The organism is Emticicia soli (genome assembly GCF_037860775.1).
In the GTDB taxonomy this organism is placed as follows: Bacteria; Bacteroidota; Bacteroidia; order Cytophagales; family Spirosomataceae; genus Emticicia; species Emticicia soli.
Genome location: NZ_JBBEWC010000019.1, coordinates 54,200 through 72,310, shown reverse-complemented (window position 1 = coordinate 72,310; position 18,111 = coordinate 54,200). Strand labels below are relative to the sequence as shown.

Below are 18,111 nucleotides of genomic sequence, written 5' to 3'. Positions count from 1 at the left end.
ACAAACCCTATAATACTAAGAATCTCAGATATTGTATGATGAGTCTGTTTAATTAGACCGACTTATACATGCTAGATATAAATAGTCAAGAATTGAGCTGTTCTAATATAATTTACTGAAATTAGCCAATCCGTTTGATTATTTCCTAACTTTGTATCTTTGATTTAAATAACCAATAATGCTTACTCATTCTCTCAAACTCCGAAAACCCCTTGCAGTAATTGACCTCGAAACTACCGGAGTGAATATTACCAAAGACAGAATTGTAGAATTGTGTATTGCCAAAGCCAAACTTGACGGAACGGTTGAAGTAAAGACAAAATTGATTAATCCGGGTGTGCCGATTCCTCCTGAAACAAGCATGATTCATGGTATTTATGATGAAGATGTAAAAGACGCTCCTACTTTTAAGCAAATCGGCAAATCTTTAGCGCAGTTTTTAGAAGGTTGCGATTTAGCTGGTTTCAACAGCAATCGTTTTGATGTGCCAATGTTGGTAGAAGAATTTTTAAGAATTGATGTTGATTTTGATACCAAAAACCGTAAGCTGATTGATGCCCAAAGGATTTTCCATCTGATGGAGCCTCGTACGCTTTCTGCCGCCTATAAATTCTATTGCCTGAAAGACCTAGAAGGTGCCCATAGTGCCGAAGTTGATACACTGGCAACGCTGGAAGTACTGTGCTCGCAAGTAAACAAATATGATGGAGTAAAACTTAAAAATGACAAAGGCGAAGAATACGAACCAGTAAAAAATGATATGGACGTATTGCACCAACTCACATCGGCCAATATCATTGACTTTGCTCAAAGAATGACCTTAAACAACAAAGGAGAGGTTTTATTTAATTTTGGCAAGCACAATGGCAAGTCTGTTAAGCAGGTATTAAAGCAAGAACCACAATATTATGATTGGATAATCAACGGAGATTTCCCGCTTGATACAAAAAGAAAATTAACCGAAATTAAGCTAAAAATGATGCTGGAAAAGTAATTTCTGAGCATTTAGTTGCCTTTTTTCTTAGACAAACAAGAGTATTTTGCTAAGAATGGGCCAGAACTTAAAATTAGGGTGATAATTGTTTATTGATAATTGTTCATTATTTTTGCGAAAATCTTTTCGGAAAACAACCAGAAATCTGCAAATGCAAAGTAAAATACCAGACATTATCCAGACCGTTCCAATGTTAAATTATGTCTTATTGGCAAGTATTTTATTCATCATCGGAATCGTGGGTGTATTGATACGCCGTAATGCTATCATCATATTTATGTCAATTGAGCTAATGCTCAATGCTGTTAATCTTTTATTGATAACGTTTTCTTCTTATCGGTCTGACGCTTCAGGGCAGGTTTTTGTATTTTTTATCATGGCAGTAGCTGCGGCAGAGGTTGCCGTTGGTTTGGCTATTATCGTGATGATTTATAGAAACATCCGTTCTATTGATGTTGGTCTGTTAGACAAATTGAAATGGTAAGCATTTCATTTATATAATTATTAGTTTTTAAACCTTATTTACGATGCCTTTGAGGCTGAGGCTATTAATATATGTCAATCATTACTCTAATACCTTTATTTCCACTCATTGGTTTTTTAATCAACGGCCTAGGGTTTCGTAAAATCCCTACAAGTTTAGCCGGGCCGGTAGGTGTTGGGGCTTCTTTACTATCATTTATTGGTACTGTAATAGCCTACACACAATTTAAGGAAACCAATCAGCCTATTGTTGTTAATGTTTTCGACTGGATTACAGTAGGCGCGTTACAAATCAATTTCTCGTTTCAGATAGACCAGCTTTCAATTCTGATGCTCTTTGTGATTACAGGTGTAGGTACACTTATACACATGTACTCAATGGGCTATATGCATGACGATGAAGGCTTCGGCAAATTTATGTCGTTCCTTAACTTGTTCTTGTTCTCAATGTTATTGTTGGTAATGGGTTCAAACTACATCGTGATGTTTATCGGTTGGGAAGGCGTTGGTTTGTGTTCATACCTACTTATTGGTTTCTGGAACAAAAATACCGAATATGGCAACGCTGCCAGAAAAGCCTTTATCATGAATCGTATCGGTGACCTGGGCTTTTTGATTGGTATTTTCTTGATTATTTTAAACTTTGGCTCAGTTGAATACACAGAAGTATTTGATAAAGCAAAAGGTTTTGCCGTTGGCGACAGCACCATTATAGCTATCACAGGTTTCTTGTTTATTGGCGCTATGGGTAAATCGGCTCAGATTCCGTTATACACATGGTTACCTGATGCGATGGCAGGCCCAACGCCTGTTTCTGCCTTGATACACGCCGCAACCATGGTTACCTCGGGTATTTATATGATTATTCGCTCGAATATTCTTTATACACTTGCTCCTGAAACACTTGAGTTTGTAGCATGGATTGGTGCAGCAACGGCCGTATTTGCAGCAACAATTGGTATCTTCCAAAACGATATTAAGAAAGTATTGGCTTACTCAACTGTCAGCCAGTTAGGTTATATGTTTATGGCATTAGGTGTATCGGCTTATACATCTGGTTTCTTCCATGTTGTTACGCACGCATTCTTCAAAGCCTTGTTATTCTTAGGTGCAGGTAGTGTAATTCACGCCATGAGTGGTGAGCAGGATATTCGTAGAATGGGTGGCTTGTGGGGTAAAATCAAAATTACTGCTATTACATTCCTGATTGGTACTATTGCTATTTCGGGTATTCCACCATTTGCAGGTTTCTTCTCAAAAGATGAAATTCTGGCACATGTATATGAGCACAATAAACTGATGTGGGTATTGGCTGTAATTGGTTCAATGATGACAGCCTTCTATATGTTCCGTTTGTTCTTCCTTACCTTTACAGGTTCATTCAGAGGTACACACGAGCAAGAGCATCATTTACATGAGTCTCCGTCAAGCATGACTATCCCTTTAATGGTATTGGCAGCATTCTCGGTGATTGGTGGTTTTATGGGCATGCCGGAAATCTTCCATTTCCCTCATGCACTAGCTGATTTCCTAAACCCTATCTATGATGGCTCAAAAGCGGTTAACCCTGCATTTGGCACCCATCATATCGACCATTCTACTGAGTGGATGTTGATGGGTATTTCGGTAGCAGCAGCAGCTATTTCTATCTTTGTGGCTTATACCAGATACGGCAATAGCAAAAACGTACCTGTCGAAGACAGCGAGATTACGGGTATTCAGAAGGTTATCTACAACAAATATTATATTGATGAAGCTTACTGGGCTATTTTTGTAAATCCGGTAAAACACCTGTCAAACCTATTTGTGAGCATATTTGAGCCAAAAGGTTTCGATGCCATCGTAAATGGTGTTGGTAAATCTGTAACCTCATTTAGTGGTTTTGCACGCCGCTTACAGGCCGGAGGCACAGGCTTCTATTTATTTGCGATGGTAATTGGCCTTGCTGTGTTTATCAGCATGAACCTTGGTTACCAGGTTATAGAAACAATCAAAGCATTTGTTGGGATAAAATAATTACGACGTTCCAACCGAACATTACGACTTAAAAATTAAAAATAATTCCGGATGTTAGCACTAATCCTTATACTAATTCCCCTTATTGGCAGTTTGTTGCTGTTTTCACTAAGAGGTAGTAATGCTGGGGTATCAAAAAATGTAGCTTTAATAACTGCCCTTGTAGAATTTGTAATAGCTGCATACGCTTTTCTTAGTTTTGATTCTCAAACCATTGTAGAAGTTAAATATGCCTGGATGAAAGACCTGAAAATCAATTTCCATTTAGGGATTGACGGTATCAGTCTTTTGATGGTTACTCTGACAGGATTTTTAGTACCACTTATTGTTCTTTCTACATTTAAGTATAGCTATAAAAAACACGAATCTTTCTATTCGCTTATCTTATTGGCGCAAGCCGCTTTGATGGGTGTTTTTATGGCAAAAGATATTTTCTTGTTTTACTTCTTCTACGAAGTTGCACTGATACCTGTGTACTTCTTAGCAGCACTATGGGGCGGAGCAAACGCACCACGAATTACTTTCAAGATGTTTGTTTATACCATGTTTGGAAGTTTATTCATGTTGGTTGCTATTGTTTACCTATACATAAAAGCATCAAGCGCCAATATTCAGGAGCTTTACACTGCGGCTAAGTTTCTTACTCCTACAAGCCAGAATCTGCTTTTCTGGGCTTTCTTTGTAGCATTTGCTATCAAGATGCCAGTATTGCCGTTTCATACATGGCAACCTGATACTTATAGCGAATCGCCGACTCCGGCTACAATGTTGCTATCAGGTTTGTTATCTAAAATGGGAGTTTATGGCTTAATTCGTATCTTATTGCCATTGGCTCCGGTAGGTCTAGCTAACTATGGTTTTATAGCAATGGTATTGTCTATCATTGGTCTTATTTATGGTTCGGTAATTGCTATTCAGCAAAACAATATTAAACGCCTGATTGCTTATTCATCTTTTGCACACATGGGCCTAATGGCAGCAGGTGTTTTATCAGGTACATTGAGCGGTATTCAAGGAGCATTGTTGCAAATGGTTGCGCACGGCATTAATGCGGTAGGTTTGTTTTTCATTGTAAAAATTATCTACGACCGTACAAAAACAAGAGACTTGCATTCTTTAGGTGGTATTACACAAAAGACTCCGGCACTAAGCATCTATTTCATGATTATCATGTTGGGTAGTGTGGCTTTACCTTTGACCAACGGTTTTGTGGGTGAGTTTTTATTGCTGAAAGGCGTATTTGATAAAAATATGTGGTTAGGCGGTATAGCAGGGTTGACCATCATCTTGGGTGCTGTTTATATGCTACGCCTGATGCAACGCTCTATGTTTGGCGAGACCAATGCAGTTACGACCAAATTCAGCGATGTAAAAGGCACAGAAATAGCCGTTTTATTACCCATTGCAGCAGTGGTTTTACTAATGGGTATTTTCCCTAATGTATTTTTGAAAATTACCGAACCTGCGGTCAATAGCTTATTACAACTGATTCATCCTTAATTCATGGTTCGGCCCCACAGTATATGCTACTGTTGTTGAACTGATATTGATAAATAGATATTATGTATCCAATACTCGTACTTTCTATTACCGGAATTGTTACCTTATTCTTGGGTTTTCTTAAATCAAAGAAGGTATTACTTCCTGCTACCTTATTTTTTGTAACGCTTGCGCTTCTATCTGGTTTTTATGACTGGAATGCACCCGGCTTGTATTTCAATAATATGTTGCAGGTAAATAACCAGTCTATTCTGTTTACAAGTATTCTGCTTGTGTCTGCTTTTTTAATCATAGGTTTGTCTAAAGGCTTTATTGATGATGAGCACGCACAACCGGCAGAGTATTTTGCAATATTACAGTTTTCGCTGGTAGGTGCTATTATGATGACGAGCTACCAGAATCTTATTATGCTTTTTGTTGGTGTTGAGATTCTTTCTGTTTCGATGTATGTGCTAACCGGAAGTGATAAGCGTAACCTGAGAGGAAACGAAGCAGCCCTTAAATACTTTTTAATGGGTTCGTTTGCTACGGGTATCATGCTTTTTGGTATTGCTATGCTTTATGGTGCTAATTTCTCGTTCAACATAGAAACAGCACGAGCAGTTGTGTTACAGGGCGGTTCGGTTTATTTATATGTAGGTGTTACTTTCTTACTGATAGGTTTATTATTTAAAGTGTCTGCAGCACCTTTTCACTTCTGGACACCGGATGTGTATGAAGGCGCACCAACTATTTTTACAACTTTCATGTCGACAATTGTAAAAACAGCCGGCTTTGCAGCTATTTACCGAGTTCTGGAAGTATCATTCTCACCAATCTATGGTTTCTGGTGGGTAATGGTTGTTATTATGACAGTACTGAGCTTAGTGATAGGTAACATCACTGCCATATCGCAGAGCAGCTTTAAGCGAATGCTTGCGTTTTCGAGTATATCTCATGCCGGATATATGCTATTGGCTATCATTGGCTTAAGCAATAAATCAGTAGATTCAATTATATTCTATTCATTAGCTTATTCTTTAGCTACTATCAGCGCCTTTGGTGTATTGATGGCAGTATCGAAAGAAAAACTGGTTGATGGCCGCCCTGACGAAAGTATTGCGGTATTGAACGGCTTATCTAAAAGAAACCCTTTTCTTGCCTTTACTTTAGCTGTTTCTATGCTTTCGCTGGCTGGTATCCCGTTAACAGCAGGTTTCTGGGGTAAGTTTTACGTATTTTCAGATGCAGCATTCAGAGGCCATATCTGGTTATTGGTTGTAGCTATTCTTATGTCTGCAGCAGGTATTTATTATTACTTTAAGCCAATTATTGCTGCTTACATGAAAGAAGGCGAAGGCGAAAGAATTAACATAAAACCTTTCTACAAGATAATTCTGGGAATCACTACATTTGGGTCTATTTTGCTTGGCCTTTTCCCTGATTTGCTACGTAGCTTAATGTGATTAGAAAGTATTTTTAAAACATACAATCTTGTTTAAAATATTACGAAAAATAAAGAATACGGAGTTAAAAAGTTTTTTTTCTTTTTTTCTTACAGCTATACTAGGTGCAGGCACAAATTTTATCACACAAATCCCCTATAAACATCTTTTTTTATATCTGGGTTTTGCTGATAAGCCCGCATTTAGTCTTAGTGTTTCGGCAGGGTATTTAACAGCTACAGTAGTTAGTTTTCTTCCTACCAAGGTATTTGCTTTTTCGGCCAAAGAATCAGGGAATACCCGCCGCGAATCTGTTAAGTTTTTAATCATTGCGCTAATAGCTTGGGGTATACAGGTGGGAGTTTCGTCTCTCACCTTCGACCACCTGGCAAACAAATACTTTACGCAACACTCTCTCTTCATCCGCGAAAAAGGCTCTCACGTTGTTGGCATGGGTTTTAGTTTTCTTGCCAATTACTTTGGGCACAAATTTCTTACCTTCAGAAGCACCGGCCTTTATGATAAAATAAAGACCCGTAATACCCGCTAAAATTGTACAATACCAAGAGCACTTTATATTCTTAAGACATATTTAAGGGGATTTTAAAAAAAATTTAAGAAATGCTTGCGTCATATCTTAAAATAAACTTAAATTTGCAATGCGTTTCAAACCTTAAAACATCATATAGAAATGAAAAAAGTATTTGCAATCTTATTCGTAGCTGGTATCGCTTCTTTAGCGGCTTGTACTTCTAAAACTGAAGGTTCTGCTGATTCAACTGCAGTTGACACTACTGCAACAGTAGTAGCTCCAGTTGATACAACTGTTGCTGTTGATACTACAGCTGCTGCTGATACAACAAAAAAATAATCTGAATTAAGAAATAAATCTAAAACATTATACAAAATGAAAAAAGTATTTGCAATTTTATTCGTAGCAGGTGTAGCTTCTCTAGCTGCTTGTACTTCTAAAACTGAAGGTTCTGCTGATTCTACAGTAGTTGATACTACTGCTACTTCAGTAATGGCTCCTGTTGACACTACAGTAGTAGATTCAACTGCAGCTGCTGCTGATACTACTAAGAAATAATTTTTTCTTAGACAAAAAAGCCCTATTCATAACTGAATAGGGCTTTTTTTGTGTTATTAAGTCCGCCTTTAAAGATTCTAATTTAACACCAAGCATAAAAAAAGGTATCAGCCGTTTTAGGCATGATACCTTAATTTTTATTTAATGCTCTAAGATAGTACTTTAGAAATTATCGCTCCATCTATAAGCTTCTATTAGTTTCTTCTCGCCTTCCAGCCCTTTGTAGGCATTTCCGTGCTCCATACCCATAATAAACTCTTGGTTTTTGGCCTTCGATTTATCGTAAATGTGTTTGAAAAGGCTTCTATAATTTATCTCTCCGGTAGTTGGTTCATTACGACCCGGCTCATCTCCAATCTGGAAATACCCGATTTCATCCCAACACCAGTCCATATTCTGGGTCATGCGGCCTTCGTTACGTTGCATATGCCACATATCAAACAATATCTTGCACGATGGGCTGTTTACGGCCTTACAAATCATGTATGTCTGGTCAGAGTTGCGTAAGAATAATTCAGGTGTATCGCTTAATGGTTCTAGCACCATAGTTAGGTTATGCGGCTCTAGTATATCACAAGCACGGCGCAGTGCGTCTATTACATTGGCTGTCTGGATACCAATTGGTAATCTTCTTTCATAAAAACCAGGTACAACAGTTGCCCATCTGGCATTTACACGCTTAGCTACCTCTACCGAAGTACGGCAAGTTTTCAGGAAGTTCTCTAAAAAATCTTTTTTGCCCGTGGCCAAAGATGTTTTCCAGTTATCGCCACCATCAATTACAAAAACACCCATTTTCATATTCAATTTGGCCAGCGTTTCCCCAATTTTTTTCTGTTCTTCTACCGAGCGACCTAGCATACCATTGTCTTCTAAGGCCATGAAACCGTTATCGGCCATGAATTTTAACTGATCAATCAGGTCTTTTCCTGCAGAGTTTTCGAACATGCCGAAATGTGGTGCATACAAAAGTTTAAATTTATCGGCAGGCAAATTTGCTTGTGTTTCAGAGGCTAAAGCAGCTCCCATTGGCAAAGCAGACGCACCTGCTGCCAAAGCGCTTTTTGAAAGAAAATTTCTACGATTCATCTTTAATAAATTAAGAGGTTGATTGAGGCGGGCAAATTACAAAAATATTATCAATGAGGGGTTAAATCCTTGTAGATTTCATATTTGAATGTCTTACATTATATTAAAAAATAAAACCTGTTTAAACTTATTATCGAATAAGTTCAAACAGGCTCAGACTCAAAGACTTACAATACTCTAGTTTCTTAATATAAGAAATCCAGATTTTCGGTTTTAATTTCTTCTGGTTCAAGCTCCAGGAATTCTTCCCAGAAAGGATTTTCCGGAAGCGGTGCTTTGCAAAGAATTGGTTCTTTCTTAACCGGATGAATAAAGTATAAACGACGCGCATGAAGGTTGATATTGCCCTCAGGGTTTGCTCTTGGATACCCATATTTCACGTCACCCCTTATAGGACAACCCATACTTGCCAATTGCACCCTGATTTGATGCGGGCGACCAGTAATAGGATTTACCTCTAATAAATGATAGTGGTTGATTTCTCCAAGATAACGATAATTGAGCTCCGCTTTCTGAGAACCTGGCACTTCGGTATCAAAAGCTTTAACCGTATTTTTCTCTTCATTTTTCACCAACCAATTGGTTAGTTTTCCACTTTTCTTTTCCGGTCTTTTACCTACTACTGCCCAATAGGTTTTCTGAATATCTCTTTTACGGAATAACTCATTCATCCGCTCAAGCGCTTTTGAAGTACGTGCAAAAACAACAAGACCGCTTACGGGGCGGTCGAGGCGGTGTACGGTACCTAAAAATACATCGCCCGGTTTATCGTATTTTTTTTTAATGTATTCCTTAACGTAATCTGATAAAGTCTTATCTCCTGTAGCATCGCCTTGTACCAAAACACCTGCTGCTTTATTGACAATAATAATGTGATTGTCTTCGTAAAGAACGTAAAAAGGCTGTTTCATATCTTTAATAATTTGCTGCAAAGATACTCAGTTTTTCTATCTTAAACTATAAAACTATGGTTGATAGCACTTTATATAGTGCTATTTCAGCCACAACAAGTCAATTTCTGGCATATTACTATTTAGCAGAATTTAATAATGACATAAAAACAAAAGCGAATATGGATAAATGCTTATCCAATGGCAGTACACGCTGCCTTACAAACTAGCAAGAAAACTCCATAGCTATACGGCGGGTTTCTTCGTCGGTTTTTATGTAGTCTTCAAGTGTAGGCGTTTTTACAAAACTTACCTTATTCATACAATCTTCTATAAGATCTGACATTTCCAGAAAGCCGATTTCGTCTCGTAGAAACGATGCTACTGCTATTTCGTTAGCTGCATTTACGATACAAGCCATGTTACCACCTTTGTTAAGTGCATCAAAAGCAAAGCCAAGGTTTCTGAATGTCTGAATATCTGGCTGTTGAAAAGTAAGCGACGGATATTTAGTAAAATCAAACCTCGGGAAATCGGATTTTAAACGAACAGGATACGCCAAGGCAAACTGTATAGGAACACGCATATCAGGCAAGCCCATTTGTGCTTTTATGCTTCCGTCTTCAAACTGCACCATTGAGTGAATAATACTTTGCGGATGCACCACTACCTCAATCTGCTCGGTCGTGAGGCCAAAAAGCCATTTTGCTTCTATTACTTCCAGACCTTTATTCATCAACGAAGCTGAATCTATCGTAATTTTTGCACCCATGCTCCAGTTGGGATGTTTCAAAGCCTGCTGTTTGCTTACCGTTTTCAAGAAATCACGGTCTTTACCCAGAAAAGGCCCGCCGGAAGCCGTAAGTATTATTTTCTCGATAGGATTATGAAACTCCCCTACCAGACACTGAAAAATAGCCGAATGTTCAGAATCTACCGGAAGAATATGAACTCTGTTTTTATCTGCCAGCTCTGTTACCAACTCACCTGCTACTACCAATGTTTCTTTATTGGCCAATGCAATATGTTTCCCTGCTTTAATAGCTGCAATGGTCGGGATAAGCCCTGCATAACCTACCAAAGCCGTAAGTACTATATGAACTGACTCCATTTGCACGACCGATGCCAACGATTTTTCGCCGGCATATACTTTAATATCGAGGGGGTCGAGGGCCGAAAAAACTTTATCATATAGCGCCTCGTTTGATATAACTACCACATTTGGGCGGAACTTTGCTGCTTGCTCAATCAATAAATCGGCATTATTCTGGGCTGTTAGCACCTCAATTTCAAAAATATCGGGGTTTGCGGCCACCACATCTAATGCCTGCGTGCCTATCGAACCCGTTGAGCCTAGAATAGCTAAATTTTTTTTCATGTATTAACAGGAATATGAGAATCTAAGAATAAAATTCGTTGTACTGCGTTATGTTTTTCTAAAAAGCATTTATTGACCCTACCTATAGGTGCTTTTAATTCTGAAGACAAAGTTCGGAAAATTTAACGAGAATTTTTTACTTTGCTAATCGTATTGAAATAAGAGCGTATTTAGGCCATAATCTTACAGATTATTATCTAATAAGAAGGCTTTTTTCTTATTAGAAATAACTAAAACACGCTTAATTAAAATCTTTTGAGGGCCAGGTGTATGCAAACGGCAGAAGAACAATTCCAATTCTTTGAGGGGGTCTTTTTTGAGACCTTGGGGCGAGATGTGCAGGTTACTGAATATCGTTTGCTTCAGGGAGGTAATATTAATATTACGGTTCAGGTACATACTAACGAAGGCAAATACTTTATCAAGTATAATACCCGAAACCATGAAGGAATGTTTGAAGCCGAAGCTAAAGGACTAGATTTGCTACGCCAAGCCAACGTGATTAGGATACCGGAGGTAATTAACTGGGGCCGAAGAGATGGGCAGGATTACCTGGTTTTAGAAAACATAGAATACGCAAAACCCAACTTTGATTATTGGGAACTACTAGGGCAAAGACTAGCTTCGCTACACCGAAATACCAACGATTCGTTTGGGCTAAATTTTGATAATTATATTGGTTCTCTGCAACAATTTAATACCCCGTATGCTAATTGGATAGATTTTTTTATAGAAAAAAGGTTAAATGCTCAAGCAGGCTTGGCCTATTACAATGACCTGATAAGTAAGGACTTATACGATAAGTTTCAGCAATTTTATAAAATATTGCCTGATTTATTGCCTAACGAACAACCAGCTTTATTGCATGGCGACTTGTGGTCGGGTAATGTAATTACTGATGACTTGGGCAACCCCTGCCTGATTGATCCTGCTGTATATTATGGAAACAGAGAAATGGAAATGGCTTTTACTACGCTTTTCGGCGGTTTCGATAATCGTTTTTATGAAGCCTATCACGAGAGTTTTCCGTTACAGCCTCGTTTTGACGAACGTATACCGATTTATAACATTTACCCGCTAATGGTGCATGTCAATATTTTTGGTACAAGCTATTTGCCTCCGGTTTTACGCACAATGAATAAATATCTGCAAGGTTAAAGCACTAAGAGGTTACAGCCTCGTATATCAGAATTATCAAAACGCCCTATAACACTGAATTGCTGACTATTGACCTGATATGCTCCCAAATCTTGTGTTTCAATAAAACTACAAGAATCTACATTAGCCAGGTCTATCACATTTATTCCGCCACGAATAGTAGTCTCTCTCGAAATATCAGAGCGGAATTGCGAGGAAATGATTTTAAAAGGGTCGTTGATTTCCCTTAATAGAATTTTCAGGGTATTAGGCAATTCAAAAACCCCATCCCCTTTAGAATAGCCCTGCGAAAGTAACTCGGTCATACCATATTCAGAATGCACGTGCTTGATAGGCAAATGGCTCATTAATATTTCGTGCACTTCTTCACGTAGCAATTCTTTGCGGCGGCCTTTCATACCCCCGGTTTCCATCACAATGAGTCTATCGCCGAAGCTCGCCAGAAAATCAAGTTCTTTTTCATCTTCTACCAAGTCGAGCAAGGCAAAAGTTACCCCTATTAGCAAAACTTTTCGGTGGGTTTGAGAGTTTTCTGAGAGTTGGTGTAACTTCTGAAGCAATTCTGCCGTATTATTGAGGTAGAATCCTGATTCTCGTGAATATGTGCGATAAATAAAACTCTGCACCATATACACCAACGACGAATTATTTCGTTCAAGATAAGATGGGAGCAATGCCAATATATGGTAGTCGGTAATTGGGCCATAAAACTGCTCGAAAATCTTCTGGCTTACATGCTCATAAAATGGCAGGTCGCTTACATAGTGCTTACTAGTATTTTGTTGAGTAGTACCACTACTTTCAAAAACCATTTGTGTAGGAGCATTGTCGGTAATAACTTTGTGATGCTTAAAAAACTGAATCGGTAAAAAAGGAATTTTTTCTATACGGTCTATTCTCTGAGGATTCACTTTCAGGTAACCCAGATACTCTTTATAGACAGGATTGGCAACTGCCTGAAAGCGAAAAATTTCTAGTGCTAATTCTTCAAAAGTAGGTAACTTTTGAGAATTATCGTTGATTTGCAATACTGCCGATTTTAGTTCGTCACGAATACCCATGAAAAAGATTAATTAATAGCTCGGGCAAGAATCAATAAAAAAATATTGACAAACACCCCAAACTATCTTTTTTATACTAAATTGCTTATAAAATTACAGATAAGAAATGAAAAAGGTTTCAGTATTAGTTGTTTTTAGTGTAATGGCTTTGGTAACAGCTTGTTATAAAGAAATATCTTTTGACGAAAAACCCTATATTGAGTTCAAGGATTTACGCAAAGAAATCAGACTAGACCAAACAGACGGCTCTAAGAAAGACTCGGTTATTCTGACAATTAAGTTTCAGGATGGCGACGGAGACCTTGGGCTGAATGAAGCAGAAAAAGCAGTAGCTGTAGAAACCCAGGACTTCAATTATATAGTGCGAATTTTCCGCCAGAAAAACGGTGTTTTCCAGGAAGTAAACCAAGAAGTACCCTACTCTGGCTTTTTCCCTCGCCTGAAAAGCGATGGTAAAAAAGGCCCGATTGAAGGCACACTCGACTACTCGCTGGTTTATTTCCAGAACTTTGTACCTAAAAAAGATTCACTGAAATACCAGATTACAATAAAAGACAGAGCAGGTAATATTTCGAACACTGTAGAATCGAAAGTAATTATTCTGAACGAGTTTTAAGCGTGTGTTTAAACATACATCGACCTTCTGAAACCATTTCTTACATTTTTATTGTTTCTCATAAAAGTTTAGCGTTAGGCTAATACTTGTGCTTTTGACTGTATGTAAATTTTCATCAATAAACTTATAATTTTTTCAGGCTTTCGTATATACTGTATTAAAATAAGCTCTTCAAAAAACACCTCGGTTTTTGCACTATTCTTATTAACAATTTAATAATCATAGGATTATATCCGAAAAATGAGGATTTCTCATTGTATTTTTCTAATTTTGCAGTTTATTTTAAAAAGGTGTAGTTCGTTAGTCGTTTATCCGTGATGCGTTGGGGTAAAGATTGGCGCATTACGATAACTTTCAGACTTAAATGCAAAATATTAGAAACATTGCCATTATTGCTCACGTTGACCACGGTAAAACGACATTGGTTGACAAAATTATTCATGCTTCAAAAATTTTCAGAGAAAATCAGGAATTCGGTGATTTGATTCTTGATAACAATGACCTTGAGCGTGAACGCGGAATCACGATTGTATCAAAGAACGTATCAGTACGTTACAACGATGTTAAAATCAATATTATAGATACTCCAGGCCACGCCGACTTCGGTGGTGAGGTAGAGCGTGTGTTAAAACTAGCTGATGGTGTTATTTTATTGGTTGATGCTTTTGAAGGCCCAATGCCTCAAACTCGCTTTGTATTAGGAAAAGCTCTACAATTAGGCTTAAAACCAATTGTAGTTGTAAATAAAGTAGACAAAGAAAACTGCCGTCCGGAAGAAGTACACGAACAAGTGTTTGACCTTATGTTTAACCTTGAAGCAACTGAAGACCAATTAGACTTCCCATGTCTATATGGTTCATCAAAACAAGGTTGGATGAGCACCGACTGGAAAAAACCAACGACAGATATTATTCCGTTGCTTGATGCAATCATAGCTAACATCCCTGCATCTCCGGTTGTAGAAGGTACAGCACAAATGCAGATTACCTCTTTAGACTATTCGTCTTTCGTAGGTCGTATTGCCGTTGGCCGTGTAGCCAGAGGTGTATTGAAAGAAGGTATGCAAGTAGCTCTTTGCAAAGCTGATGGTAGCACTAAAAAAATGCGTATCAAAGAATTGCACGTATTTGAAGGCTTAGGCAAAGCAAGAGTTACAGAAGTAGGTTCTGGTGAGATTTGTGCGGTAACAGGTATTGAAGATTTTGAAATTGGTGATACTATCGCTGATGCTGAAAACCCTGAAGCATTACCACGTATTTCTATTGATGAGCCAACTATGAACATGTTGTTCACCATCAATAACTCTCCGTTCTTTGGTAAAGAAGGTAAATTCGTAACATCACGCCACTTACGTGACCGTTTGATGAAAGAAACCGAGAAAAACCTTGCATTGCGTGTACAAACAGGTGATACAGAAGATAAATTCATTGTGTTTGGTCGTGGTATTCTTCACTTGTCAGTATTGATCGAAACGATGCGTCGTGAAGGATACGAGCTACAAGTTGGCCAGCCACAAGTATTATACAAAGAAGGTGAAAACGGCGAAAGACTAGAGCCAGTAGAAACATTGGTAGTTGATGTACCGGAAGAAACAGCAGGTAAAGTAATTGAGTTAGTAACACAACGTAAAGGTGAGTTATTGATTATGGAGCCTAAAGGTGATTTACAACACCTTGAGTTTATTATCCCATCTCGTGGTTTGATTGGCTTGCGTTCAAATGTACTTACTGCTACTTATGGTGAGGCAATCATGAACCACCGTTTCAAAGCATACGAACCATTTAAAGGGCCGATTCCTGGTCGTATCAACGGTTCGTTGATTTCGATGGGTAATGGTGCTGCTACGCCTTATTCAATTGATAAATTGCAGGACAGAGGTGTATTCTTCATCGATCCAAGTGAAGAAATTTACATGGGTATGGTAGTTGGTGAGCACAACCGTCAGAACGACCTTGTGATTAACCTTCAAACAGCGAAGAAACTTACCAACATGCGTGCCTCAGGTTCTGATGATAACGTACGTATCGCTCCGAAAATCAACTTCTCTTTAGAAGATGCAATGGAGTATATCCAAAAAGATGAGTACCTAGAAATCACGCCGAAATCGATTCGTATGCGTAAAATTTACCTTGACGAAAACGAGCGTAAACGTTACGAAAGCAAAGGTGCTTTTGCAATGGCATAAGCTGATTGAAATATATTTTATAAAAAATCCTTGCCAACTGGCAGGGATTTTTTGTTTATCTACAAGAGCTTTCACCCCTCAAAATTAGCATCACGCTTTTGTGCCTTTGCCATAAATGCCTCCTGCAAATCGCTTGAAAGTAGCATGGCGGCATTCCATGTTGCCATGTAATTAAGGCCATCGGCTACAGAGTGGTCTCTGGTATGTAACAGAATATGTTTAGTACCTCGAATAGAAAGCGGCGATTTAGAAGCAATTGTGGCCGCTAGTTTGAATACCTCGTCCATCATACTATTTTTATCCGCAAAGGCTCTATTGACTATGCCTATCTTTTCAGCTTCTTTGCCATCAACATTTCGGCCTGTATATGCCATTTCACGCACCCATCCCTCGCCTATTAGTTTAGGAAGCCGCTGTAAGGTACCTAAATCGGCCACCATGCCCATATCTATTTCTTTTATAGTGAAGTAGGCGTCTTCGGTACAATAACGCATATCGCATGCGCAAATGAGGTCTACTCCTGCACCGATACAACCACCATGCACGGCTACTAAAACAGGTTTGGAGCAGTTTTCAATGGCATTGATAGGTGCTTGCAGGCGAAACACATCTTTTCTTACTTTTTCTCGTCTTCTACCCTCACAGTTAATATCAGTTTGCGATACCGACATCAAGAGGCTTAAATCAATACCTGCGCAAAAATGATTACTATCACCCCCTTCCAGCACAATTACTCTTACGTCGGGGTTTTCGTCAAGATTTTCGAATATCTCTTTTATTTCATCCCAAGTCGATTGGTTAAGCGCATTGGCTTTTTCAGGGCGATTCAAAATAACATGTGCAATGTGGTTTTCGATAGACAGTTTTAGTGTTTGCATATTTATTCTACTTTTTCAACATAAAACTTTTTCTTAACAAATATATTATTTCCTGCAAGTCGGAATTTTCATTGATATAAAAACTTCCCCACCCTGTATTTTTGAATACATGATGTTCAGAAATCTGGTTATTTTTGAATAGTATATCTTTTGTATCTTTATCAAATAAAATATCTAATAAACCTCCGCCATGAAGATGCCCTATTTCTCTATTTCCTACCCTAAATTCAATTCCCCCATAGCGATGCGTACGCAAACTAATCCCTTCCCATGTTTTGATTTCTTTTATAATTTGTGACATTAAAAAGAATAAACGAGGTTTAAAGATAAAAGTAAATAACCTGATCTGTTCATCAATTAAGATTGGTAATAAAGGAATTTCCTTTAAAACTGAAAAATACCTAGCTACTGTAGAAGTCAGGTTAAGGAGTTTCATTTTTTACTTAAATCTTTTTCCAGATTTCTAAATACAAATTCTTGTTCGGCCTTAATAGTAATACCTTCTATGTAGTTCCAATAAAATCTGGGTTTTAGCTCTGAAAGAAAAGTTGTTGTACGGGTAATAGTAGAGGTATTATCTGCATTTGCCTTAATTGTATAAATATCTTCGTCAAACCTAAGCCAACTCATTGTTATATCAGAAGAGGTAATCTGCATCCGAAGTAACTCTCCTGATTTAAGCTCTTTAATAGTTTCAATTATTTTACCCTCTTCAAACTCACAAATCCTTAATCCTCCTATCTTTTCTTCAGTTAAAATACATTTTCTAGGAGTCGGTAGCCCCATTTTTTGAAAAATATTCTTTTCTATATCAACAGTATCTACAGCTATAATCTTTTTATAGATAATTTCTTTAGGGTATGGTAGCGTTAAAGAAGTACTGACACTATTTTTTATTTCTGAGCCTGCAAAGAATTTTTCACCAATAGTAGATAAAATTATTAGTAAAATGGGTAGAACTATTACTTTAGGAGAATCTTTTGATGAATCTCTGTTTTTTTTGACCCAAAAACCTAACAAATAGCCTAGTGCTACAAAGGCAAAGACAACTGGAAGTGCCATGAGTATACAGAAAATACCTTCTCCTGCACCAATCAAAAGTAAAAATATACATAGTAACCCTGTGATTATTCCTAAGTAGCTTAAGAATTTTCTTGAATATATACCCGTTGTAAAACCTATAACAGTAGGCAGAATACAAAAAATAACAATGCCGTAGGCAGCCAATTTGGTAAATAATAAAATAACACCCACAAGAGCGAGTGTTACAGTTATTCCCCAAGTAATCCAGAAATCTCTTGATGGTTTCATGTCTAAAGTTTTCCGTTATAAAACAAGGAGTTTTTATG

General features: G+C 37.9%; 18 protein-coding genes. 11 read left to right on the top strand and 7 right to left on the bottom strand.

Translation table 11 applies throughout. The features are described from left to right. Positions 1 to 178 precede the first annotated feature (178 nt). From WAE64_RS23110 to WAE64_RS23075, 8 genes are all read left to right on the top strand, one after another. On the top strand, positions 179 to 994 hold the full coding sequence (locus tag WAE64_RS23110; protein ID WP_340240288.1) for an exonuclease domain-containing protein: 816 nt from the start codon (positions 179 to 181) through the stop codon (positions 992 to 994). A gap of 151 nt (positions 995 to 1,145) precedes the next feature. Then, positions 1,146 to 1,478, top strand: a complete 333-nt coding sequence (gene nuoK, locus WAE64_RS23105) for an NADH-quinone oxidoreductase subunit NuoK (RefSeq protein ID WP_340240286.1) — start codon at positions 1,146 to 1,148, stop codon at positions 1,476 to 1,478. Positions 1,479 to 1,549: 71 nt separating this feature from the next. Then, positions 1,550 to 3,493, top strand: a complete 1,944-nt coding sequence (gene nuoL / locus WAE64_RS23100; RefSeq protein WP_340240285.1) for an NADH-quinone oxidoreductase subunit L — start codon at positions 1,550 to 1,552, stop codon at positions 3,491 to 3,493. A gap of 51 nt (positions 3,494 to 3,544) precedes the next feature. After that, a complete protein-coding gene (locus WAE64_RS23095) occupies positions 3,545 to 4,993 on the top strand; it encodes a complex I subunit 4 family protein (protein WP_340240284.1) in 1,449 nt (482 codons plus the stop codon). 62 nt (positions 4,994 to 5,055) lie between these two features. Then, positions 5,056 to 6,438 (top strand): NADH-quinone oxidoreductase subunit N, encoded by a 1,383-nt coding sequence (locus WAE64_RS23090; protein WP_340240282.1) that lies wholly within the window; start codon positions 5,056 to 5,058, stop codon positions 6,436 to 6,438. 25 nt (positions 6,439 to 6,463) lie between these two features. Then, the gene (locus WAE64_RS23085; RefSeq protein ID WP_379977292.1) at positions 6,464 to 6,967 is read left to right on the top strand and encodes a GtrA family protein; all 504 of its coding nucleotides are present in this window, start codon (positions 6,464 to 6,466) and stop codon (positions 6,965 to 6,967) included. Positions 6,968 to 7,108: 141 nt separating this feature from the next. After that, positions 7,109 to 7,288, top strand: a complete 180-nt coding sequence (locus WAE64_RS23080; protein WP_340240280.1) for a hypothetical protein — start codon at positions 7,109 to 7,111, stop codon at positions 7,286 to 7,288. A gap of 36 nt (positions 7,289 to 7,324) precedes the next feature. Further along, a complete protein-coding gene (locus WAE64_RS23075; protein WP_340240279.1) occupies positions 7,325 to 7,507 on the top strand; it encodes a hypothetical protein in 183 nt (60 codons plus the stop codon). A gap of 162 nt (positions 7,508 to 7,669) precedes the next feature. Here the strand turns inward: WAE64_RS23075 and WAE64_RS23070 are convergent, their stop codons facing one another. From WAE64_RS23070 to WAE64_RS23060, 3 genes are all read right to left on the bottom strand, one after another. Next, positions 7,670 to 8,596, bottom strand: a complete 927-nt coding sequence (locus WAE64_RS23070) for a hydroxypyruvate isomerase family protein (RefSeq protein ID WP_340240277.1) — start codon at positions 8,594 to 8,596, stop codon at positions 7,670 to 7,672. A gap of 185 nt (positions 8,597 to 8,781) precedes the next feature. Next, positions 8,782 to 9,507, bottom strand: a complete 726-nt coding sequence (locus tag WAE64_RS23065; RefSeq protein WP_340240276.1) for an RluA family pseudouridine synthase — start codon at positions 9,505 to 9,507, stop codon at positions 8,782 to 8,784. A 205-nt stretch (positions 9,508 to 9,712) separates the two neighbouring features. Continuing rightward, complete coding sequence (locus WAE64_RS23060) at positions 9,713 to 10,864, bottom strand: 1-deoxy-D-xylulose-5-phosphate reductoisomerase (RefSeq protein ID WP_340240274.1); 1,152 nt, start codon at positions 10,862 to 10,864, stop codon at positions 9,713 to 9,715. Positions 10,865 to 11,134: 270 nt separating this feature from the next. On the opposite strand from WAE64_RS23060, the gene WAE64_RS23055 reads away from it, so the two are divergent. Then, positions 11,135 to 12,022: a fructosamine kinase family protein gene (locus WAE64_RS23055; protein WP_340240272.1), complete on the top strand. Its 888-nt coding sequence runs from the start codon at positions 11,135 to 11,137 to the stop codon at positions 12,020 to 12,022. Here the strand turns inward: WAE64_RS23055 and WAE64_RS23050 are convergent. Then, entirely contained in the window at positions 12,019 to 13,083 is a 1,065-nt protein-coding gene (locus tag WAE64_RS23050) for a LuxE/PaaK family acyltransferase (protein ID WP_340240270.1), read from the bottom strand. The genes WAE64_RS23055 and WAE64_RS23050 overlap by 4 nt on opposite strands. A 106-nt stretch (positions 13,084 to 13,189) precedes the next feature. Between WAE64_RS23050 and WAE64_RS23045 the strand changes: the two genes are divergently transcribed. Both WAE64_RS23045 and typA read left to right on the top strand, forming a co-directional pair. Further along, a complete protein-coding gene (locus tag WAE64_RS23045; protein ID WP_340240268.1) occupies positions 13,190 to 13,699 on the top strand; it encodes a hypothetical protein in 510 nt (169 codons plus the stop codon). Between the two features lie 364 nt (positions 13,700 to 14,063). Then, complete coding sequence (typA, locus tag WAE64_RS23040) at positions 14,064 to 15,884, top strand: translational GTPase TypA (RefSeq protein WP_340240266.1); 1,821 nt, start codon at positions 14,064 to 14,066, stop codon at positions 15,882 to 15,884. Positions 15,885 to 15,955: 71 nt separating this feature from the next. Here typA and WAE64_RS23035 read toward each other — a convergent pair whose 3' ends face one another. The 3 genes from WAE64_RS23035 to WAE64_RS23025 are packed head-to-tail and all read right to left on the bottom strand — an operon-like array spanning position 15,956 to position 18,073. Continuing rightward, complete coding sequence (locus tag WAE64_RS23035) at positions 15,956 to 16,762, bottom strand: crotonase/enoyl-CoA hydratase family protein (protein ID WP_340240264.1); 807 nt, start codon at positions 16,760 to 16,762, stop codon at positions 15,956 to 15,958. Positions 16,763 to 16,769: 7 nt separating this feature from the next. Continuing rightward, entirely contained in the window at positions 16,770 to 17,198 is a 429-nt protein-coding gene (locus WAE64_RS23030) for a luciferase domain-containing protein (protein ID WP_340240262.1), read from the bottom strand. Continuing rightward, positions 17,195 to 18,073 carry a hypothetical protein gene (locus WAE64_RS23025; protein ID WP_340240260.1) on the bottom strand — a complete coding sequence of 293 codons (879 nt, stop codon included), beginning with the start codon at positions 18,071 to 18,073 and terminating at the stop codon, positions 17,195 to 17,197. The genes WAE64_RS23030 and WAE64_RS23025 overlap by 4 nt, the downstream gene beginning before the upstream one ends. Between the last annotated feature and the right edge of the window lie 38 nt (positions 18,074 to 18,111).

What these genes read in the sequence shown, in the direction of transcription:
- WAE64_RS23110 (WP_340240288.1), top strand. Translation starts at nt 179, where the DNA reads ATGCTTACTCATTCTCTCAAACTCCGAAAACCCCTTGCAGTAATTGAC.
- nuoK (WP_340240286.1), top strand. Translation starts at nt 1,146, where the DNA reads ATGCAAAGTAAAATACCAGACATTATCCAGACCGTTCCAATGTTAAAT.
- nuoL (WP_340240285.1), top strand. Translation starts at nt 1,550, where the DNA reads ATGTCAATCATTACTCTAATACCTTTATTTCCACTCATTGGTTTTTTA.
- WAE64_RS23095 (WP_340240284.1), top strand. Translation starts at nt 3,545, where the DNA reads ATGTTAGCACTAATCCTTATACTAATTCCCCTTATTGGCAGTTTGTTG.
- WAE64_RS23090 (WP_340240282.1), top strand. Translation starts at nt 5,056, where the DNA reads ATGTATCCAATACTCGTACTTTCTATTACCGGAATTGTTACCTTATTC.
- WAE64_RS23080 (WP_340240280.1), top strand. Translation starts at nt 7,109, where the DNA reads ATGAAAAAAGTATTTGCAATCTTATTCGTAGCTGGTATCGCTTCTTTA.
- WAE64_RS23075 (WP_340240279.1), top strand. Translation starts at nt 7,325, where the DNA reads ATGAAAAAAGTATTTGCAATTTTATTCGTAGCAGGTGTAGCTTCTCTA.
- WAE64_RS23070 (WP_340240277.1), bottom strand. Translation starts at nt 8,596, where the DNA reads ATGAATCGTAGAAATTTTCTTTCAAAAAGCGCTTTGGCAGCAGGTGCG.
- WAE64_RS23065 (WP_340240276.1), bottom strand. Translation starts at nt 9,507, where the DNA reads ATGAAACAGCCTTTTTACGTTCTTTACGAAGACAATCACATTATTATT.
- WAE64_RS23060 (WP_340240274.1), bottom strand. Translation starts at nt 10,864, where the DNA reads ATGAAAAAAAATTTAGCTATTCTAGGCTCAACGGGTTCGATAGGCACG.
- WAE64_RS23055 (WP_340240272.1), top strand. Translation starts at nt 11,135, where the DNA reads ATGCAAACGGCAGAAGAACAATTCCAATTCTTTGAGGGGGTCTTTTTT.
- WAE64_RS23050 (WP_340240270.1), bottom strand. Translation starts at nt 13,083, where the DNA reads ATGGGTATTCGTGACGAACTAAAATCGGCAGTATTGCAAATCAACGAT.
- WAE64_RS23045 (WP_340240268.1), top strand. Translation starts at nt 13,190, where the DNA reads ATGAAAAAGGTTTCAGTATTAGTTGTTTTTAGTGTAATGGCTTTGGTA.
- typA (WP_340240266.1), top strand. Translation starts at nt 14,064, where the DNA reads ATGCAAAATATTAGAAACATTGCCATTATTGCTCACGTTGACCACGGT.
- WAE64_RS23035 (WP_340240264.1), bottom strand. Translation starts at nt 16,762, where the DNA reads ATGCAAACACTAAAACTGTCTATCGAAAACCACATTGCACATGTTATT.
- WAE64_RS23030 (WP_340240262.1), bottom strand. Translation starts at nt 17,198, where the DNA reads ATGAAACTCCTTAACCTGACTTCTACAGTAGCTAGGTATTTTTCAGTT.
- WAE64_RS23025 (WP_340240260.1), bottom strand. Translation starts at nt 18,073, where the DNA reads ATGAAACCATCAAGAGATTTCTGGATTACTTGGGGAATAACTGTAACA.